The 16901-nt window shown below is 37.2% G+C and carries 19 protein-coding genes; 13 read left to right on the plus strand and 6 right to left on the minus strand.

Annotation, left to right across the window (positions count from 1 at the left end):
• Positions 1–34 precede the first annotated feature (34 nt).
• The 10 genes from ACFOOI_RS07275 to ACFOOI_RS07320 all read left to right on the plus strand — a co-directional run bounded on the left by ACFOOI_RS07275 (position 35) and on the right by ACFOOI_RS07320 (position 8149).
• The gene (locus ACFOOI_RS07275) at positions 35–697 is read left to right on the plus strand and encodes a heme exporter protein CcmB (RefSeq protein ID WP_379836597.1); all 663 of its coding nucleotides are present in this window, start codon (positions 35–37) and stop codon (positions 695–697) included.
• 4 nt (positions 698–701) lie between these two features.
• Positions 702–1361: a cytochrome c biogenesis protein CcsA gene (gene ccsA, locus ACFOOI_RS07280; RefSeq protein WP_379836599.1), complete on the plus strand. Its 660-nt coding sequence runs from the start codon at positions 702–704 to the stop codon at positions 1359–1361.
• Between the two features lie 5 nt (positions 1362–1366).
• Entirely contained in the window at positions 1367–1546 is a 180-nt protein-coding gene (locus tag ACFOOI_RS07285; RefSeq protein ID WP_379836601.1) for a CcmD family protein, read from the plus strand.
• Positions 1543–1980 (plus strand): cytochrome c maturation protein CcmE domain-containing protein, encoded by a 438-nt coding sequence (locus tag ACFOOI_RS07290; RefSeq protein ID WP_379836603.1) that lies wholly within the window; start codon positions 1543–1545, stop codon positions 1978–1980. Before ACFOOI_RS07285 ends, ACFOOI_RS07290 begins: the two co-directional genes overlap by 4 nt.
• Positions 1977–3152, plus strand: coding sequence for a chorismate-binding protein (locus tag ACFOOI_RS07295; RefSeq protein WP_379836605.1), 1176 nt, complete (start codon positions 1977–1979; stop codon positions 3150–3152). The genes ACFOOI_RS07290 and ACFOOI_RS07295 overlap by 4 nt, the downstream gene beginning before the upstream one ends.
• A gap of 258 nt (positions 3153–3410) precedes the next feature.
• A complete protein-coding gene (gene rpoN / locus ACFOOI_RS07300) occupies positions 3411–4883 on the plus strand; it encodes an RNA polymerase factor sigma-54 (RefSeq protein WP_379836607.1) in 1473 nt (490 codons plus the stop codon).
• A 65-nt stretch (positions 4884–4948) separates the two neighbouring features.
• Positions 4949–5572 (plus strand): hypothetical protein, encoded by a 624-nt coding sequence (locus tag ACFOOI_RS07305; protein ID WP_379836608.1) that lies wholly within the window; start codon positions 4949–4951, stop codon positions 5570–5572.
• Positions 5573–5581: 9 nt separating this feature from the next.
• Complete coding sequence (hemC, locus tag ACFOOI_RS07310) at positions 5582–6505, plus strand: hydroxymethylbilane synthase (RefSeq protein ID WP_379836610.1); 924 nt, start codon at positions 5582–5584, stop codon at positions 6503–6505.
• A gap of 12 nt (positions 6506–6517) precedes the next feature.
• Positions 6518–7222 carry a peptidylprolyl isomerase gene (locus tag ACFOOI_RS07315; RefSeq protein ID WP_379836612.1) on the plus strand — a complete coding sequence of 235 codons (705 nt, stop codon included), beginning with the start codon at positions 6518–6520 and terminating at the stop codon, positions 7220–7222.
• A 24-nt stretch (positions 7223–7246) separates the two neighbouring features.
• The gene (locus tag ACFOOI_RS07320) at positions 7247–8149 is read left to right on the plus strand and encodes an SDR family oxidoreductase (protein ID WP_379836614.1); all 903 of its coding nucleotides are present in this window, start codon (positions 7247–7249) and stop codon (positions 8147–8149) included.
• A 61-nt stretch (positions 8150–8210) separates the two neighbouring features.
• On the opposite strand, the gene ACFOOI_RS07325 is transcribed toward ACFOOI_RS07320, so the two are convergent.
• Entirely contained in the window at positions 8211–9470 is a 1260-nt protein-coding gene (locus ACFOOI_RS07325; protein ID WP_379836616.1) for an MFS transporter, read from the minus strand.
• A 132-nt stretch (positions 9471–9602) separates the two neighbouring features.
• Here ACFOOI_RS07325 and ACFOOI_RS07330 point away from each other — a divergent pair, with 132 nt between their 5' ends.
• Positions 9603–10322 (plus strand): head GIN domain-containing protein, encoded by a 720-nt coding sequence (locus ACFOOI_RS07330; RefSeq protein ID WP_379836618.1) that lies wholly within the window; start codon positions 9603–9605, stop codon positions 10320–10322.
• A gap of 31 nt (positions 10323–10353) precedes the next feature.
• Here the strand turns inward: ACFOOI_RS07330 and ACFOOI_RS07335 are convergent, their stop codons facing one another.
• The 4 genes from ACFOOI_RS07335 to panD all read right to left on the minus strand — a co-directional run bounded on the left by ACFOOI_RS07335 (position 10354) and on the right by panD (position 14394).
• The gene (locus ACFOOI_RS07335; protein WP_379836620.1) at positions 10354–12477 is read right to left on the minus strand and encodes a xanthine dehydrogenase family protein molybdopterin-binding subunit; all 2124 of its coding nucleotides are present in this window, start codon (positions 12475–12477) and stop codon (positions 10354–10356) included.
• 8 nt (positions 12478–12485) lie between these two features.
• Positions 12486–12947 (minus strand): (2Fe-2S)-binding protein, encoded by a 462-nt coding sequence (locus ACFOOI_RS07340; RefSeq protein WP_379836622.1) that lies wholly within the window; start codon positions 12945–12947, stop codon positions 12486–12488.
• Positions 12948–13058: 111 nt separating this feature from the next.
• Positions 13059–14039 (minus strand): lysylphosphatidylglycerol synthase transmembrane domain-containing protein, encoded by a 981-nt coding sequence (locus ACFOOI_RS07345; protein ID WP_379836624.1) that lies wholly within the window; start codon positions 14037–14039, stop codon positions 13059–13061.
• 4 nt (positions 14040–14043) lie between these two features.
• On the minus strand, positions 14044–14394 hold the full coding sequence (gene panD / locus ACFOOI_RS07350; protein WP_379836626.1) for an aspartate 1-decarboxylase: 351 nt from the start codon (positions 14392–14394) through the stop codon (positions 14044–14046).
• A 121-nt stretch (positions 14395–14515) separates the two neighbouring features.
• On the opposite strand from panD, the gene ACFOOI_RS07355 reads away from it, so the two are divergent.
• Positions 14516–15601: an aminotransferase class V-fold PLP-dependent enzyme gene (locus ACFOOI_RS07355; RefSeq protein WP_379836628.1), complete on the plus strand. Its 1086-nt coding sequence runs from the start codon at positions 14516–14518 to the stop codon at positions 15599–15601.
• A 69-nt stretch (positions 15602–15670) separates the two neighbouring features.
• Positions 15671–15916 (plus strand): type B 50S ribosomal protein L31, encoded by a 246-nt coding sequence (locus ACFOOI_RS07360; protein ID WP_379836630.1) that lies wholly within the window; start codon positions 15671–15673, stop codon positions 15914–15916.
• A 23-nt stretch (positions 15917–15939) separates the two neighbouring features.
• Here the strand turns inward: ACFOOI_RS07360 and ACFOOI_RS07365 are convergent, their stop codons facing one another.
• Positions 15940–16830 (minus strand): DMT family transporter, encoded by an 891-nt coding sequence (locus ACFOOI_RS07365; RefSeq protein ID WP_379836632.1) that lies wholly within the window; start codon positions 16828–16830, stop codon positions 15940–15942.
• Between the last annotated feature and the right edge of the window lie 71 nt (positions 16831–16901).

Genomic DNA, 16901 nt, shown 5'->3' on the forward strand with positions numbered 1-16901 from the left:
CGAAGTCGAAAATTGATTAATTTTGTGGCATAATATGGAAGAAATCAAAAATCTGATTCAAAAAGACATCATTCTAGAATGGCGACAGAAATACGCATTCAATGGAATGGTGCTGTATGTAATCTCTACGGTTTTTTTGTGCTACATGAGCTTTAAGCTCAAAACCAACCAAATTGAGCCCATAACATGGAATACCTTGTTTTGGATTATCATTCTGTTCTCTGCGGTAAATTCGGTGACTAAAAGCTTTACCCAAGAAAACGCTGGCAGACATTTATATTATTATCAAATAGCCAAACCAGAGTCTATAATCATTGCCAAAATCGTCTATAATTTTATTCTGTTGTTATTTTTAGGCCTTTTGGGCATGGTAATCTACTTTGTTTTTATGGGTAATCCCGTTGAAAACATGGTGCTATATACCATTTCTATTGTGTTGGGAGCTTTAGGTTTTTCGGCCATATTCACACTAATAGCAGGCATAGCAGCCAAATCAGACAATACCTCGGGCATAATGGCAGTATTGAGCTTCCCTATCGTATTGCCCATGCTGAGTATGTTAATTAAACTTTCTAAAAACGCCTTAGACGGCCTTGCACTTTCTGCAAGTTATGACGAAATAATGGTCATTTTAGGAATTGATTTTATAGTTATTTCGTTAAGTTATTTATTGTTCCCATATCTGTGGAAAAGCTAGAATTATGAAAAAATATTGGTGGAAGATCCTAACGGTGATCATTTTGTTTTATGTGTTAATAGCCGGCCTACTTTCTGAAGTGCCAAGACAACCGATTCTAAACGAAACCATTAGAAACGTATATTTCCATGTGCCTATGTGGTTTGGCATGATGGCACTCATGATTGCCTCTGTGGTTGAATCTATCAAATATTTAAGAAAAGGAAATATTCAAAGTGATATCAAAGCAGTAGAATTTGCAAATGTGGCCATTCTGTTTGGCGTACTAGGCTTTATTACGGGCAGCATTTGGGGGAATTTTACGTGGGGAGACCCACTACCGAAAGACCCCAAGTTAATAGCGGTGGAAGTAGGAATGCTAATTTATGCAGCATACTTTGTACTTAGAGGATCTTTTGAAGACGAACAAAAGAAAGCAAGACTTTCGGCTGTGTATAACATTTTTGCGTTTGCCTCATTTATGCCCTTGGTGTGGATTTTACCTCGCCTTACCGACTCCCTACATCCTGGCAATGGCGGCAATCCAGCTTTCGGAAAATATGATATGGACAATGCAATGCGAATGGTTTTTTATCCGGCAGTTATCGGCTGGACCATGTTGGGCTTTTGGATAAGCAACCTTAGAATTAGAATTAGTAAAGTAAAATATCAAAATCAACAATGAATATTATGAGCATTTTAATTAACATTTTACTTATGCAAGATGTTACTATGGCAGATACTTTCAGAGCAGACGGAAAAATTTATGTGGTGGTTGCCATCATTTCAGTAATTTTGGCTGGGCTATTTGCCTACTTATTTAGTTTAGATAGAAAAATTTCAAAAATAGAAAAAGAAATAAAATCATGAAAAAGACCCACATTATAGCATTAGTTGTGATTGCGGTGGCAGTCATGATGATTATCTCAACTATTGGAGATGCAAGTACGTATGCCAGTTTTAAAGATGCTACCGAAATGGCAAACAATGGCGACAAAGGTAGTATTCACGTAGTAGGCGAACTGATTAAGGATGCGTCTGGCAATCCAAAAATGAACTACGAACCATCGAAAAACCCAAACAGATTTGAGTTTATGATGCGTGACTCACTTAACAATGAATCACTTGTAGTATATAGTCAGCCAAAACCTCAAGACATAGACAAGTCTGAGAAAGTGGTGGTAGTAGGTAGCATGGACTTAGAAAACAACTGCTTTAATGCTGACCAGATTCTTCTGAAGTGTCCTTCAAAATATAACAACGGCGAACTTAAAGTAGAAGACAATCAAGCTCTAGTAAAATGATTAGCGTGGGTGTGGAACATAAGGTAACTATTGAGAAACTCATTGTGAAATGTGTGGAAGCCGCGTATCCTTTTGTCATATTTAGATACCCAAACACGGAGACATTTTATTTTCTTCTTTCAAAAAACAGAGAGACCGTTAAGCAAAAAATAGATTTTGAAGAATGCCCAGCGGGCTTTGTAGTTGCTCCTTTTCATAGCACAGTAGACTTGCCTTATCTGTATGCTGCTGATATTTTCTTCGAAATTACGGATAAAATAGATTCTGAAACAGTAGAGAAGCTTTCAGAATTTTTAGATTTTAAAGAGAATCCTCCTTACGAGAAACTATATATTAAAGAGAATTTCGAAGAAAAACCTGAGGTTAGAAATACTTACCTTGAAAAGGTTAGCAGTATCGTCGAGATATTAAAAGGAACCACCACTAATAAAGTGGTTTTTTCAAGATCGAACAAAATAGGCAAACTAGGCGGAAATGATTATTTTTCGGCCTTAAAACATCTTTCTCAAAAACACCCTTCTGCATTTATTAATTTTATAAACCTTCCCTGGAAAAATCAGATTTGGATTGGAGCCTCGCCAGAGACTTTGGTACACCAAAACCCTGAAGGAAAGTTTAGCACTGTAGCACTTGCAGGCACTCAACCAAGCGTAGATTCTGAAGGAAATGAAATCCCAACAGCAAATGCTCTTTGGTCGCAAAAGGAGATAGAAGAACAGGCTTTGGTTAGCCGATATATTATCAATTGCCTTAAGAAAATACGCGTAAGGGAATACGAAGAAAAAGGCCCTCGCTCAGTAAAAGCAGGCAACTTAATTCATCTTTGCTCTACCTATACTATTGATAGTAAATCTATTAACTTCCAAAACCTAAGTTCGGTGATGTTAGACTTGCTCCACCCTACCTCAGCAGTATGCGGCATGCCCAAGCAAGAAGCACTCGAAATATTAGACCAACTAGAAGGCTACGACCGCGAACTTTACAGCGGTTACATAGGCCCAATAAACATCCAAAACGACTCACATCTTTTTGTAAATATCCGTTCTCTGAAAATTGAAAATGACGAAATCACCCTGTTTTCAGGTGGTGGTATTACGGCCGATTCTTCACCTGAAAAAGAGTGGATTGAGACCGAAATCAAACAAAAATCTATACGAGCTATCTTCGAATAAATAGCTTATTCTAAAAATAATGTAACTTTTTTTAATTTTTTTTGTCTAAATATAAAAATTAGACAAAAAACGAATATTTATTTTTAAATAATTAAAAATCAACCACTTAATAAGTTTTTAGAGTATTTAATTTTAATTTAATTTGAATATTGAAGAAATAAATACTAGCTTGAAACACTAAATATTTTTTTTTGGCACGATAAATGACAAACCATAAGAAAGTATTCCTAATAACGCGAATGATAAAACTCTACTAAAATGCAAAAACTAGCTCTAAGTCAGTCACTACAACAGAGGCTTTCGCCGCAACAAATTCAATTTATAAAATTGCTTCAGATTCCTACGGCCGAATTGAACCAAAGGATAGAAGAGGAATTAGAAATCAATCCTGCCCTTGAAGAAGGCATGGAAATGAAAGATGACGCCCAAGATGATTTATATGGAGACGACTCATCAGACGATGACTATGAATCTTTTAGTGAGTTTGAAAGCCTTGACTCTTATGGCGACTTGGACGTAAAAGAATATATTAATCAAGATGAATATTCTGGCTACAAAATGGCTAGCGATGGCTGGGGCGAAGAAGAAAAAGATTCGATGCCAGTAGTGTCTACCGACACATTGGTAGAATCATTAAATCAGCAATTGGGGTTTTTACGACTAAACGAAAGAGAAACCCAAATCGGAGAGCAACTGATAGGCTCGATAGAAGACGATGGCTACCTAAGAAGACCCCTTAGATCTATATGTAATGACTTAGCATTTGGTCAAAACGTATATGCATCAGAAGACGAAGTCCTTGCTCTTTTACAAAAAATTCAAAAATTTGAACCTGCAGGTATTGGTGCTAGGGACTTACAAGAGTGTCTTTTGCTTCAATTAGAAAAAAACAGAAACTCACTTGAAAACAATATTGCTTTAACCATCATAGAGGACTATTTTGAAGAATTCACAAAGAAACACTTTGAGAAAATTCAGAAAAAACTAAACATAGACGAAGATACCCTCAAAAGAGCACTAGGACTTATTACTCGTTTAAATCCAAAGCCGGGTAGCATGTCAAATGGAGACAACTCTGCTGCTTATTTGATGGCTGACTTTATAGTTTCGTCAGTAAATGGAAAATTAGAAATTGTACTAAATTCAAAAAATGCACCGCAACTAAGAGTGAGTAGGTCATTTTCTGAAATGTTAGAAACTTATGATAAAAGTGATAAGCAAAACAGACAGATAAAAGAAACCGTAAGCTTTGTAAAACAAAAACTAGACGCTGCCAAATGGTTTATAGACGCCATCAAACAAAGACAGCAAACGCTCTTGAAAACCATGGAAGCTATCGTTATCTATCAAAACGAGTTTTTTGAAGAAGGCGATGAAAACAAGTTGAAACCAATGATTCTGAAAGATATTGCGGAAAGAATCGAAATGGACATCTCAACAGTTTCTAGAGTTGCCAATTCTAAGTCTGTACAAACAGATTACGGAATTTATCCCCTTAAATATTTCTTCTCAGAAGGCATCGCCACAGACTCAGGCGAAGACGCTTCAAGTAGAGAAGTTAAAAATATACTGAAAGAGTTAATCGAAAATGAGCCGAAGCATTCACCACTTTCGGACGATAAATTGGAGAAACTACTCAAAAAACGAGGCTACAATATCGCCAGACGAACGGTAGCCAAGTACAGAGAACAATTGTCAATTCCGGTGGCTCGATTAAGAAAAGAAATCTAAAATCAGTAAAATTACGTTATATTTGTAACGTAATTTTTTCATTTTCTGTAAAGCAGGAACCATCAGTGACTCAAAAAATAGCTCGACTAATATCTTACATTTTCCATCCGGTATTTATCCCGGTTTTATTACTTCTCGTAATATACGGATTTGCACCTACGCCATTTTATTTTTCATTATTTAGCCTCAAAAGCTTCTTGGCACTTTGTGGCATTGTTTTGTTGTACACGGCTATTTTTCCTGGAGCGTTTATTTATTGGTTATTTAAGCGAAAAGTAATCTCTGACGTAGAACTTCCTGAGCAAACCGAAAGACCTAAAATCTACTTAATAACATCAGGTTTTTATATTGCCCTCACCTATTTTCTGTATTCAAAAGGCGGCATGCTTAGGCCCACGTCATTTTTAATTGGCATAATGTCAGTCTCAATAATAGGTCTTGGCGTATTTACATTAAAAGAAAAAATTTCAGCACATGCCACTGCAATGGGCGGATTTGTAGGAATCTTACTCATGGTTCTATTAAAATATGGCGAAGCACATATAGAATACCCACTTTTTGGCGTAATAATAATCTCAGGCATTGTACTTTCGAGTAGACTTGCCTTACAAGTTCACAGTCTCAAACAAGTTAGCCTCGGTTTTTTATGGGGTATGTGTGTAGGACTTTTAGGAATATTTTTTTTATAAAAAACGAAAATGAAGATAAAAATAGGTACAAGAGGAAGCAAACTGGCACTTTGGCAGGCAGACTACATTCAGTCGCGTCTAAAAGCCGCTGAGATAAGCTCTGAAATAATTGTAATAGAAACAAAAGGAGATAAAATACTAGACCGAGCACTTTCTAAAATTGGTAGCAAGGGCGTATTTACTGAGGAATTAGAAGATCAACTTCACTCGGGCGACATAGATATTGCGGTCCATAGTGCCAAAGATTTGCAGTCAGACCTAGGAAACGATTTAGAAATAATAGCTTTTACTGAAAGAGAGAAAACGTGTGATGTTTTGATAAGCTTGAACCAATCGCTCAAAGTTGCGACAGACAAATCTATCACCATTGGCACCTCATCTACCCGACGAGTGGCTATGTTAAAAGCATATTTTCCGAATGTAAACATTGTAGACATGCGTGGAAACTTGCAAACCAGAATCAAGAAAATGGAGTCTGGCGTGTGTGATGCACTTATGCTGGCATATGCGGGTGTACACCGTATGAAATACAATGAAATGATTGTGCATGAGTTTGATGAAAACGAAATGGTGCCGCCAGTAGGGCAAGGAACTGTGGCGATAGAAATATCAAAAAATCTTGACCCAAGCAAAGCTGAGGCAATCAGGAGTGCTTGTAATGACCCGGAAACCGAAAAATGTTTACTTACAGAAAGATCGTTTTTGAAAGAAATAAACGGTGGCTGCTCTATTCCGGTATTTGGCAATGCAGTTTTAGAAAAAGACAAAATTGTGTTTAAGGCTGGAATAATAAGCCTTAACGGCCAAGAAAAAGTTTTTGTAGAAAAAACTCAAACCAATGAAACCCCAGAAGAACTTGGCAAACTAGTTGCAGTAGAAATACTAGCAAATGGTGGAAAAGAAATTTTAGAAACCATAAAATCACAATTATAATTCAACAAAATAATGAAGTACTTATTTATCACGTTTTTTGTGCTAAGCTTTGCATTTGAATCACAAGCACAAAAAAGAAAAGATTACATTGTAACGCTCAATACTACCAAAGGAACCATGCACATGGTTCTATATGATGAAACCCCTTTACACAAAGCGAATTTCATCAATTTGGTAAAAGAAAACTTTTACGACAGTTTGCTTTTTCATAGGGTTATGGAAAATTTCATGATTCAAGGAGGAGACCCAAACTCAAAGACCGCTAAAAAAGGAGATAAACTGGGGAACGGAGGTGCGAATCTTACCAAAATACCGTATGAATTTACAAACGAGCGTGTTCACAAAAAAGGAGCACTGGCAATGGCCAGCAACGGAAACGCCGAAAAGATGTCAAGTGGATGTCAGTTTTATATAGTTCAAGGAAGAAAATACGTGGATGAAGAACTTACTAAAGTGGAGAAAGCAAACAATGTATCCTATTCTCCTAAACAAAGAGCTGACTATATGGCCGTAGGTGGCACTCCTTTTCTAGATAACAGATACACTGTTTTTGGAGAAGTTTTGGACAATTTTGGAGTTATAGATACTATCGTGGGAGTATCAAAAGATGGCAACAACAGACCTGACGAAGATATTAAAATGTCTATGACACTTAAAAAAGTGCGTAAACGAAAAATTACAAAACTTTACGGATTCACCTATCCGAAGAAAAAATAAACCGGGTTCATTTAACCTTTCTAAATGAAAAAAAGAATATTAATTACGGGCTCTAACGGCTTACTTGGTCAAAAACTCATAGAAAAGCTAAGCAATAGTACCCAATTTGAGGTATTTGCAACCTCCCGAGGTGAAAATAGGCTAAGTAACAAGATAGGCTACACCTACCAATCGCTAGACATCACTTCAAAGGAAGATATTTTGGGAACTTTAAATACCATAAAACCTCACGTGGTGATACACACAGCAGCCATGACCAATGTGGACCAATGTGAAACCGAAAAAGAAGCGTGCTGGAATCTAAATGTAAAATCGGTAGAATATCTAATTGAAGCATGTGAACTGAACAATACGTTTTTACTTCACCTATCTACAGATTTTATTTTTGATGGAAAAGAAGGCCCGTATACCGAAGAAGGCGAGGCTAATCCGGTAAGTTTTTACGGTTGGAGCAAACTAGCGGCAGAGAAATTATTGATTCATAGCTCCATAAAGTGGGCCATAGCCCGCACGGTGTTGGTTTACGGAATTGCCGAAGACATGAGCCGCTCAAATATAATTTTATGGGTTAAAAAGTCGCTTGAGAGCAACAAAAACATTAAGGTTGTTAACGACCAATGGAGAACCCCTACCCTTGCCGAAGATCTTGCAGATGGCTGTATTTTGATTTCAGAAAAAGAAGCTGAAGGTATTTTTAATATTTCGGGTAAAGATTTATTAAATCCTTACCAAATGGCAACCATGACCGCGGACTATTTTGGTTTAGACAAAGGTTTAATCGAAGAGGTAGATGGCTCTATTTTTACTCAAACAGCCAAAAGACCTGCAAAAACAGGATTCATATTAGATAAAGCTATAGCAGAATTAGGCTATTCACCCAAAAGTTTTAATGAAGGGATTGATTTCCTTGCGAAGCAAATAGCATAATATTATACTTTAAAAGATTTTTTTACAGAAATAGCATACTTCTCCAAGTGTGCTATTTTTTTTATGTAGAAATCTCTTTAATTAGTTTCACTCCGAAAAGCTCTTTTGATTTAGAATAAATATAACCCACGACTACGAGCGTCATTACCCCACCAAAGACTACCGAATTTACCGGCCCTAAAAGTTTTGCTGCTACTCCTGACTCAAATGCCCCGAGTTCGTTTGAGGTACTCACAAAAATTCCATTGACCGAGCTTACCCTACCACGCATATTGTCTGGCGGCAATATTTGTAAGATTGTAGACCTAACTACCACACTAATACTATCAAAAGCTCCAGTTAAAAACAATGCGATACAAGAAACTATAAAGTTTTCAGAAACTGCAAAAACCAAAGTAGCTACGCCAAAACCAGCAACACCGAGTAGCATATTTCGCCAGGCTTTATTAGTTGGAGGATAATAAGCCGTACCTAACATAGTCAAAACCGCACCAATGCCCGGAGCTGCACGCATAACACCAAGCCCCTCAACGCCTACATGTAAAATATCTTTGGCATAAACCGGCAGTATAGCGATTACGCCACCAAATAGCACCGAAAACATATCTAAAACTATAGAATAGTACAGTATTTTATTTGATTTCACAAAAGTTAGGCCCTCTCTAAGGCTTTCAAAAATATTGGTTTTGGTCATGGCTTCCACCGGCTTTTTGGCAATTTGAGAAGCAAAAAATATAGTAGCAACCAACAGCACCAACACCACCCAAAGCGAATTCATTAAACCTATATACGCATATAAAAAACCGCCAATTACTGGTCCCGCGATACGGCCAACCTGCCAAAACTGAGCACTCCACGAAGCGGAGTTTGAATAGTGCTCTGGCTTCACCAAAAATGGCTTTAATGAAGACCAAGCTGGATTATAAAAGCCTCTGGCGATTCCGAAAATTAGAACACCTAAATAAATTACCCAAGGCTGATGAGCTCTATCAAGATGCAAAATGGAATTATCTCCCATAAAAACCATTAAGATTACAGTTACAAGCAAAACCACGAAGAAACTGCTTAGATAGATTTTTTTCTTTTGATATTTATCAGCGAAATAGCCGCCAAACAAAGCCAAAGAAATAAAAGGAACTGCCTCAAAAAGACCTACCAAACCCAATGAAAGTGGATCGTTGGTGATTTCGTAGAGATAATACGAGATAACAATTTCTTGGATTAAGATAGAAACGGTAAACAAAAATTGAGCAAGCACAAAAAACCGAAACTCCGGATATTTTAATGCCGCGTATGGATCATTTTTGATTTTATTTTTCATAATGCAACTTTATCCACAAATCTACCATCTTTACTCATAACTATCGATTAGTAACCTTTAATATTACTCCAGATAAAAATCTATTATTGAAATATTTCAAAAAAAATCAGGTATTCAAATAAAACTAAAAACATGAAAAACATAGTAATCGTTTTCCTTTTCGTAGTATCAATTAGTTCGTGTGAAAACATATTATACAAAGACCAGGTTCCGCCTAATGGTTTTAAAACTGAAACATTCAAGCTGGAGGCTTTTGACCGCTTAGATATTAACAATGCCTTTGATGTGAAAATAATAAAATCTAACGAATCAGAAGTAAGTGTGAAAGGTGCTGAAGATGACATCAAAGACTTAGAACTAGCCGTAAGAAATGGAAAACTTGAAATAAAATATGACAAGCGAATCAGCCTTAAGAAGATTAGACGCTACAAAATGTATGTCGAAGTAAAAACAAATGCTATAACCGAAGTGATTTCAAGTTCGGCTTCGAACACCGAACTGAGTGGTTTTGGACTTTTAGAAAAACTCAGTATTCAAATAAGTGGGGCTTCAAAATTTATACTTAACAATGAAATAAAAGAACTTAATAGCGAAATATCAGGAGCATCCAATTTAACCTTAAATGAAAACGTTTCGATTTTAGATGCTCAGGTTTCAGGAGCATCAAAACTACATACTGAAAGTTCACAAATCACCAGTGCCTATTTGGATCTTTCAGGAGCCAGTAAAGCAGAGGTAACCGTAAGTGATAAACTTGATATCGTAGCAAGCGGAGCGAGTAAGGTCAGCTACAAAGGCAACCCAGTGGTTACACAAAAGCTCTCAGGAAGTAGCTCAGTAACTAAAGAGTAAAAAAAACAGCTCCAGAAATGGAGCTGCTAAATTATAAAATTTCAGATACTTTTTTGTCTTGCAATGCAAACGGCTGACTATAAAGTCGCTTGCCAGTAGCCTTAAAAATGGCATTGGCAAGTGCACCGCCCGTAGGAGGCAAAGCTGGCTCACCTAGTCCTGTGGGGTCTATTCCGTTGTCAATAAATACCGCATCTATTTCAGGAACCTCGTTATATTTGATTAACCTGTAGCTATCAAAATTATTTTGCTTAGGCTGCCCATTTTCAAAACTTAGGTTTCCGTACATCGTGTGGCCAATACCGTCTATAACTGCTCCGTAAACCTGATTTCGAGCACCGCTTTGGTTTATAACTATACCACAATCCGTAACAGCATATACCTTACTTAAGCTGTTTGTTTTATTTTTGGTGAGCACTTCGGCTATTTGAGCCACGTAAGAATTATGAGAGAAATATACACTAAATCCTTGATGTACATTTTTAGAAACTTTACCCCATTTAGCACGCTCGGCTACCGTATTTATTACTTTTTCAAACCTTTCGGGTTCATAAGTAAGTTTACCTACTGGATTTTTCTTCGCTTTATCTAACAGTTCTAACCTAAACTTTATCGGATCTTTGCCAGCAGCAAAAGCTACCTCGTCTAAAAAAGCCTGCTCAGCATACGCCAAAAAGTTTGTAATAGGAGCTCGCCAAGGCCCAGTGGTAATATCTGACTCATAATTAACCGAATCCACTAAGACATTATCAACTGCACCTACAGGAAAATTATCTTGCCGTGTACTATTTCCAGCATTTAGGCCAACGCCACGAAGCATAAAGCCAATCATGTTTCCTTTTTCGTCTAAAGCAGCTCTAAACTTGTATCGAACGGCCGGTCTGTATATTCCACCAGACATATCGTCTTCTCTGGTCCATTGCAGTTTTATGGGCACTTTAACTAAAGAAGAAATTTCGGCAGCCTCTAATGTATAATCATTATTTAATCGCCTTCCGAAACCTCCACCCATTTTGGTGAGTTCAACCGTTATATTTTCAACCGGTATATTCAAAAGTTTAGCTACTTGATTTTGCCCTGACTGTGGCGTTTGAGTTGGACCTGCCAGTCTTACACTATTTTCTCTGACATCGGCAAAGAAATTCATCGGCTCCATAGCGTTATGCGGCAAAAACGGACATTGATATTCGGCTTCTATTACTTTGCTGGCTTTTTTGAAAGCCTCCTCCACATTTCCGTCCGCTCTTCTCACTTCTGCCTTCCCATTTTTCATTAGGTCTGTAAAAATGGTGTTGTGCGTACTGTCGCTTTCCAAAGGCTTATCGTTTGAATAGGTAACTTTAACCAACTTACGGGCTTTCATCACCTCCCAATTTGATTTTCCTACAATCGCCACCTTATTTCCAAAAGAAATCACATCTTTAATCCCTGGCAAAGCTTTTGCCTCAGCGGCATCAAAACTTACGAGTTTTTGTCCAAATGACGCAGGTCTAATCACTTGTGCATACCACATTCCGGGTACTTTAAAATCTATTCCATAAACAGGATTTCCGACCAAGACATCTTTATTGTCTACACTCTTTATAGTAGTACCAATCAGATTAAAATCTGACTTACTTTTCAATGGTACTTCGGCAGGTATTTTAACCAAAGCAGCCTCAGAGACAAGTTCGCCATATGACCAAGAACGGCCGTCTGAACTTAACACTTTACCCTTTTCAGTTTTCAGCTTATCTTTAGAAACATTGTATTTGGTAGCAGCAGCTTCTATTAATGCATATCTGGCACTTGCACCTGCTACTCGCAGTCTTTGCCACGAATGTTTGATTGCACCACTTCCGCCTGTGAGTTGTCGTTCGTATTTTTTTGTATCTAAATCAGCTTGTAAAACCGTCACTTTGGCCCAATCTACATCAAGCTCTTCGGCTACTATAACAGCAAATGCAGTTTTTATACCTTGTCCTATTTCAGGATTCGGAGAAAAAATAGTTATTAAACCGTCTTTTCCAATCACTAAATATGCATTTTTCAAATCTCCTTCCTTCGAGATGTCAATTGTGGTGGCATTAGATGCCTGTATGTCGCTAAATCCAATCACTAATCCGCCCGAAGTCAGGAGCAATTTCTTTAAAAAATCTCTTCTTGAATTTTCCATAATTGTTCTTATTTAGAAAGATTGGCGGCTAATTTAACGGCTTCTTTGATTCGGTGATAGGTACCGCATCTACATATATTTCCAGACATTGCAGTACTAATTTCTTCGTCTGAAGGGTTCTTGTTTTCTGACACAAATGCCGCCGCAGTCATCATTTGACCGGCTTGACAATAGCCACATTGAGGCACATCTAACTGATCCCATGCTTTTTGTACTGGATGAGACCCATCTGCCGAAAGTCCTTCAATTGTAGTAATTTCGCTATTTCCCAAAGCCGAAACTGGAAGCACGCACGACCGCGTAGGAATTCCGTTTAGATGGACAGTGCAAGCACCACATTGTGCTATACCACAGCCATATTTGGTACCACACATATTAAGTTCGTCTCGAAGTACCCAAAGCAAGGGCGTATCATCAGAAACATCTACACTACGCGATGTTCCGTTTATTTTAAGGTCAAATAAGGCCATATCTGGTTTGTTTTTGAAATTTAAACCAAATTAAACATTATTTGTTTAAATGTATTATCTAAGAAAAGAGAGTAGACGAAATAATTAATAATCCACTATTTAAAACGAGAATTAAGCAGATTTCTTTTTACCAAAAAATGCAATCGCAAAACCTAAAATTCCCAATAAAAGTACATAGATTATCCCTTGCATTGTGTGTAGAAAAGTCGCAAGATTTATTCCTTCTTCGTTAGATAAACCATAGAGCACCATGATTTTACCTACTAATAGATGGTACGAACCGATACCACCAATTGTAGGTGCGGCCATGCCTATTGAGCCCATTACTAAAATAGTAAGTACGGCCAAAGGCGTAACGTTTTGCCCCAAAGGCACAGCCATGCAAAGTATATAAGTAGAGAGGTAATACATGCTCCATATCAAAACTGTATGAAACACAAACATACCTGGCTTTTCCATTTTAAGAACGCTGCTGAAGCCCGCCCATAAACCCGCTAAAAAAGTAGTAATTTTCTGAAAAATCGCAAACGCCAAAATACGTTTTTTGTATTTTTTATAAATGAATACTAGGATAGAAAATAAAACAACCGCTACTATTAAAAGTAAAAGAAGAGCGTTTGTGTTTTTTAACTTGTCGCCCAAAAGCTCCATTACGAGATCCTTTATTCGATCAAATTCTAACAAAATATTTAAAACTAACAAACACAAAAGCACCAAAACATCTATTACTCTTTCGGCCAAAACAGCACCAAAAGATTTCTCAAAAGGCACCTCTTCGGTGTTTTGCAAACTTACCGAACGAGCCAATTCGCCTGCACGTGGCAATACCAAATTGGTCATATACCCTATCAAAACCCCGGCAGTGGCATTAAGAGATGAAACTTTATAGCCCATAGGCTCAAGCATGAGTTTCCACCTAACTCCCCTACTAGCATGGGCTACAAATGCAACAAACAACCCAATGCTTACCAAGAAATAGTTGGCATCTTTAAAGTTCTGGACGATACTCATCAAGTCCATGTCTTTGAAAACCCAATAAAACAAACCGAGGCCTAAAGCGATTGGGAGCAGATATTTCAGTATTTTTTTCAATATATTAGGCTACCACCTGGTTATTCTCGTCTGGAAAAACTACGATTGGTTTGTGGCTTGCTGCCTGCTCTGGGGTCATCCATGCATATGAAATGATGATAACGATGTCTCCCGGCTGAGCTTTACGGGCTGCTGCTCCGTTTAGGCAGATTATACCCGAGCCTCTTTTGCCTTTAATGGCGTATGTTTCTATACGTTCACCGTTATTATTGTTTACTATTTGTACTCTTTCGTTTTCCATAATACCGGCTGCCTCCAGCAATGCTTCGTCGATAGTGATGCTACCCACATAATTTAATTCTGCTTGCGTAACTTTTACTCGGTGTATTTTGGACTTGAAAATATTAACTAACATTAAATCTTTTTTTTATGCAAAAATACAAACCAATAATGAAATATCAATTTAAAATAAAGATTGCCAATTTAAAATGCCGCTTTTTATTAATTAACTTTGCATTTTCAAAAATCTGATTCTTATGCCAAGACCACTTTCTTATTTTACTGCCGGACCAGCAGAACTTTATCCAAAATTTGAGGAGTATCTCCAAGAGTTCGTTGATTTACAATTGGGTTCTATTTCGCACCGAAGTGGCCAATTCAAAAAAATATATCAGCATACAGACGAAAACTTGCGTCAATTGCTAAATATACCAGCTGAGCATGCCATAATGTTCACAGGCTCTGCTTCAGAAATTTGGGAAAAATTAATCCTTAGCACTGTTGAACATGAGTCATTCCATTTGGTAAATGGTTCTTTTTCAGAGAAGTTTTACAAATATTCAAAAAGCCTTAAAAAGACTGCCACTGCGTTTACAAAAGAACTAGGTGAAGGTTTTTCTTATGGAGAAATCACCGTTCCTGAATACGCTGAGCTAATATGTACCACTCAAAACGAGACCAGCACCGGTGTGCAAATGAGAGAGGCGGACATTCATAAGTTAAAAAGAAGTAATCAAAATAAAATAGTGGCCGTAGACATGGTTTCGTCTGCCCCACATCCAAATTTAGATTTTTCGGTGATAGACACCGCGTTTTTCTCTGTTCAAAAATCTTTTGGTTTACCTGCGGGTCTTGGCGTTTGGATTGCAAACGAAAAATGCCTTGAAAAAGCAACTGAATTAAAAACCAAAGGTGTAAACATTGGTGCTCACCACGACTTGCCAACACTTTGGAAAAACAGTAAAGAATTTCAAAACCCAGCTACACCAAATGTTATGGGAATATTCCTATTGGGTAAAGTAGCAGAGGATATGAACAAAACTGGCATTGAGGTTTTAAGGAAAAACACAGAAGACAAAGCTAAAAAACTATACAAGTTTTTTGAGAACCATGCCGACTATTCGCTATCTGTAGAAAACCCAGACCACCGATCAAGAACAGTGGCTGTAATCAACACCAACAGACCTTCAGCTGAAATTATTAAAATTATGAGTGAGAAAAATTTAATAATAGGCTCTGGATATGGACCAAAAAAGGACTCTCAAATACGTATATCGAACTTTATTTCAAACACTTCGGACCAAATTGATAATTTGCTTAAGGAATTTGAAAATATTTTTTGAAACCAATTTATTTATTCATAAATTTGCAGCCCGATTGAGATAGTTAAAGATTAATTTTAATAGATAGAAATGAAAAAAGACATTCATCCAAATTATAGACAGGTAGTATTCTGGGATTTAACTTCAGACTACAAGTTTTTGACACGTTCATGTGTAGAAACAAAAGAAACAATCGTTTTTGAAGACGGCGTAGAATACCCGGTTTGCAAAGTCGAGGTTAGTTCTGAGTCTCACCCGTTTTACACAGGTAAAAACGTATTACTTGATACTGCAGGTCGTGTTGATAAATTCAACAAGAGATACGGAAGAAAATAATCTTCTTTACGTATTAAGAAATTTTAAACCTCTTCAGAAATGGAGAGGTTTTTCTGTTTGAGGAAGGGCTGAACGAATATTGAACCTATCACCAGGAAAGCTCCGATATAAAACTCCAGCGACATCTTTTCCTTTTCTCCAAAAATCAAATACGCCATCACGATACCGTAAATAGGCTCCATGTTTAAACTCAGATTTATCGTAAATACTGGAATTTTACGAAGTAAACTAATCATTTGTGTATATGGATAGACCGTACACACCAAACTCAAAATCAGAATCCAAAGCAGATCGTTACTTTTAATCATAAAATCGACGTTAGTCACAACGCTAAACCCCACAAAAAATGGCAAAGAAATGAGGATAGTTAAAAATGCCCCGCCCAACTCATAAAAACCAATAACACTACTCGAAAACCTAGTGGTGAGATTAGAATTATAAATAGAAAACAAGGCCGCCAAAAAAGCACCCAAAACACCTATTAAAATCGCAGCCTTATAATCAGTTTCGAACTTAAATATCAGCCCCACACCTACTATTGCAATTAGACCCAAGAGCAAATCTGTATAGTTAATCCTAGTTTTTTTAATGAATGGCTCCAACACACTTGTAAAAAATGAGGTTGTAGAAAAACAGACCAAACTCACCGATACCGTAGAAAGCCTGGCAGAACCAAAAAAGCACAACCAGTGAATTCCTAAAAGGAAACCCACAAAAAGCAACATCTTAACATCAGCAAAGGGCAGCTTTATGCTTACTTTTTTATATTTTAAAAACAAAAACAAAGATACAGAAGCTATTAATGTTCTAAAAAACACCACACTAATGGGCGAAACCGAAATCAGGTTTCCTAAAATGGCAGTAAAGCCTAGCACAAAAACTATAAGATGCAGCTTAATGTAATCTTTATTCATTTTGAATTTTATCATAAATCTAATTCGAAATATAAACAAAAAGCCCGCAGTTACAATAACCACGAGCTTCT

The sequence above is a fragment of the Lacihabitans lacunae genome, assembly GCF_042649125.1.
In the GTDB taxonomy this organism is placed as follows: domain Bacteria; phylum Bacteroidota; class Bacteroidia; order Cytophagales; family Spirosomataceae; genus Leadbetterella; species Leadbetterella lacunae.

Excerpts from the sequence above, each read along its gene's own strand:
- ACFOOI_RS07340 (WP_379836622.1), bottom strand. The coding sequence starts at position 12,947 with ATGGCCTTATTTGACCTTAAAATAAACGGAACATCGCGTAGTGTAGAT.
- ACFOOI_RS07275 (WP_379836597.1), top strand. The coding sequence starts at position 35 with ATGGAAGAAATCAAAAATCTGATTCAAAAAGACATCATTCTAGAATGG.
- ACFOOI_RS07335 (WP_379836620.1), bottom strand. The coding sequence starts at position 12,477 with ATGGAAAATTCAAGAAGAGATTTTTTAAAGAAATTGCTCCTGACTTCG.
- ACFOOI_RS07295 (WP_379836605.1), top strand. The coding sequence starts at position 1,977 with ATGATTAGCGTGGGTGTGGAACATAAGGTAACTATTGAGAAACTCATT.
- ACFOOI_RS07320 (WP_379836614.1), top strand. The coding sequence starts at position 7,247 with ATGAAAAAAAGAATATTAATTACGGGCTCTAACGGCTTACTTGGTCAA.
- panD (WP_379836626.1), bottom strand. The coding sequence starts at position 14,394 with ATGTTAGTTAATATTTTCAAGTCCAAAATACACCGAGTAAAAGTTACG.
- ACFOOI_RS07365 (WP_379836632.1), bottom strand. The coding sequence starts at position 16,830 with ATGAATAAAGATTACATTAAGCTGCATCTTATAGTTTTTGTGCTAGGC.
- rpoN (WP_379836607.1), top strand. The coding sequence starts at position 3,411 with ATGCAAAAACTAGCTCTAAGTCAGTCACTACAACAGAGGCTTTCGCCG.
- ACFOOI_RS07325 (WP_379836616.1), bottom strand. The coding sequence starts at position 9,470 with ATGAAAAATAAAATCAAAAATGATCCATACGCGGCATTAAAATATCCG.
- ACFOOI_RS07285 (WP_379836601.1), top strand. The coding sequence starts at position 1,367 with ATGAGCATTTTAATTAACATTTTACTTATGCAAGATGTTACTATGGCA.
- ACFOOI_RS07355 (WP_379836628.1), top strand. The coding sequence starts at position 14,516 with ATGCCAAGACCACTTTCTTATTTTACTGCCGGACCAGCAGAACTTTAT.
- hemC (WP_379836610.1), top strand. The coding sequence starts at position 5,582 with ATGAAGATAAAAATAGGTACAAGAGGAAGCAAACTGGCACTTTGGCAG.
- ACFOOI_RS07290 (WP_379836603.1), top strand. The coding sequence starts at position 1,543 with ATGAAAAAGACCCACATTATAGCATTAGTTGTGATTGCGGTGGCAGTC.
- ACFOOI_RS07315 (WP_379836612.1), top strand. The coding sequence starts at position 6,518 with ATGAAGTACTTATTTATCACGTTTTTTGTGCTAAGCTTTGCATTTGAA.
- ACFOOI_RS07360 (WP_379836630.1), top strand. The coding sequence starts at position 15,671 with ATGAAAAAAGACATTCATCCAAATTATAGACAGGTAGTATTCTGGGAT.
- ACFOOI_RS07330 (WP_379836618.1), top strand. The coding sequence starts at position 9,603 with ATGAAAAACATAGTAATCGTTTTCCTTTTCGTAGTATCAATTAGTTCG.
- ccsA (WP_379836599.1), top strand. The coding sequence starts at position 702 with ATGAAAAAATATTGGTGGAAGATCCTAACGGTGATCATTTTGTTTTAT.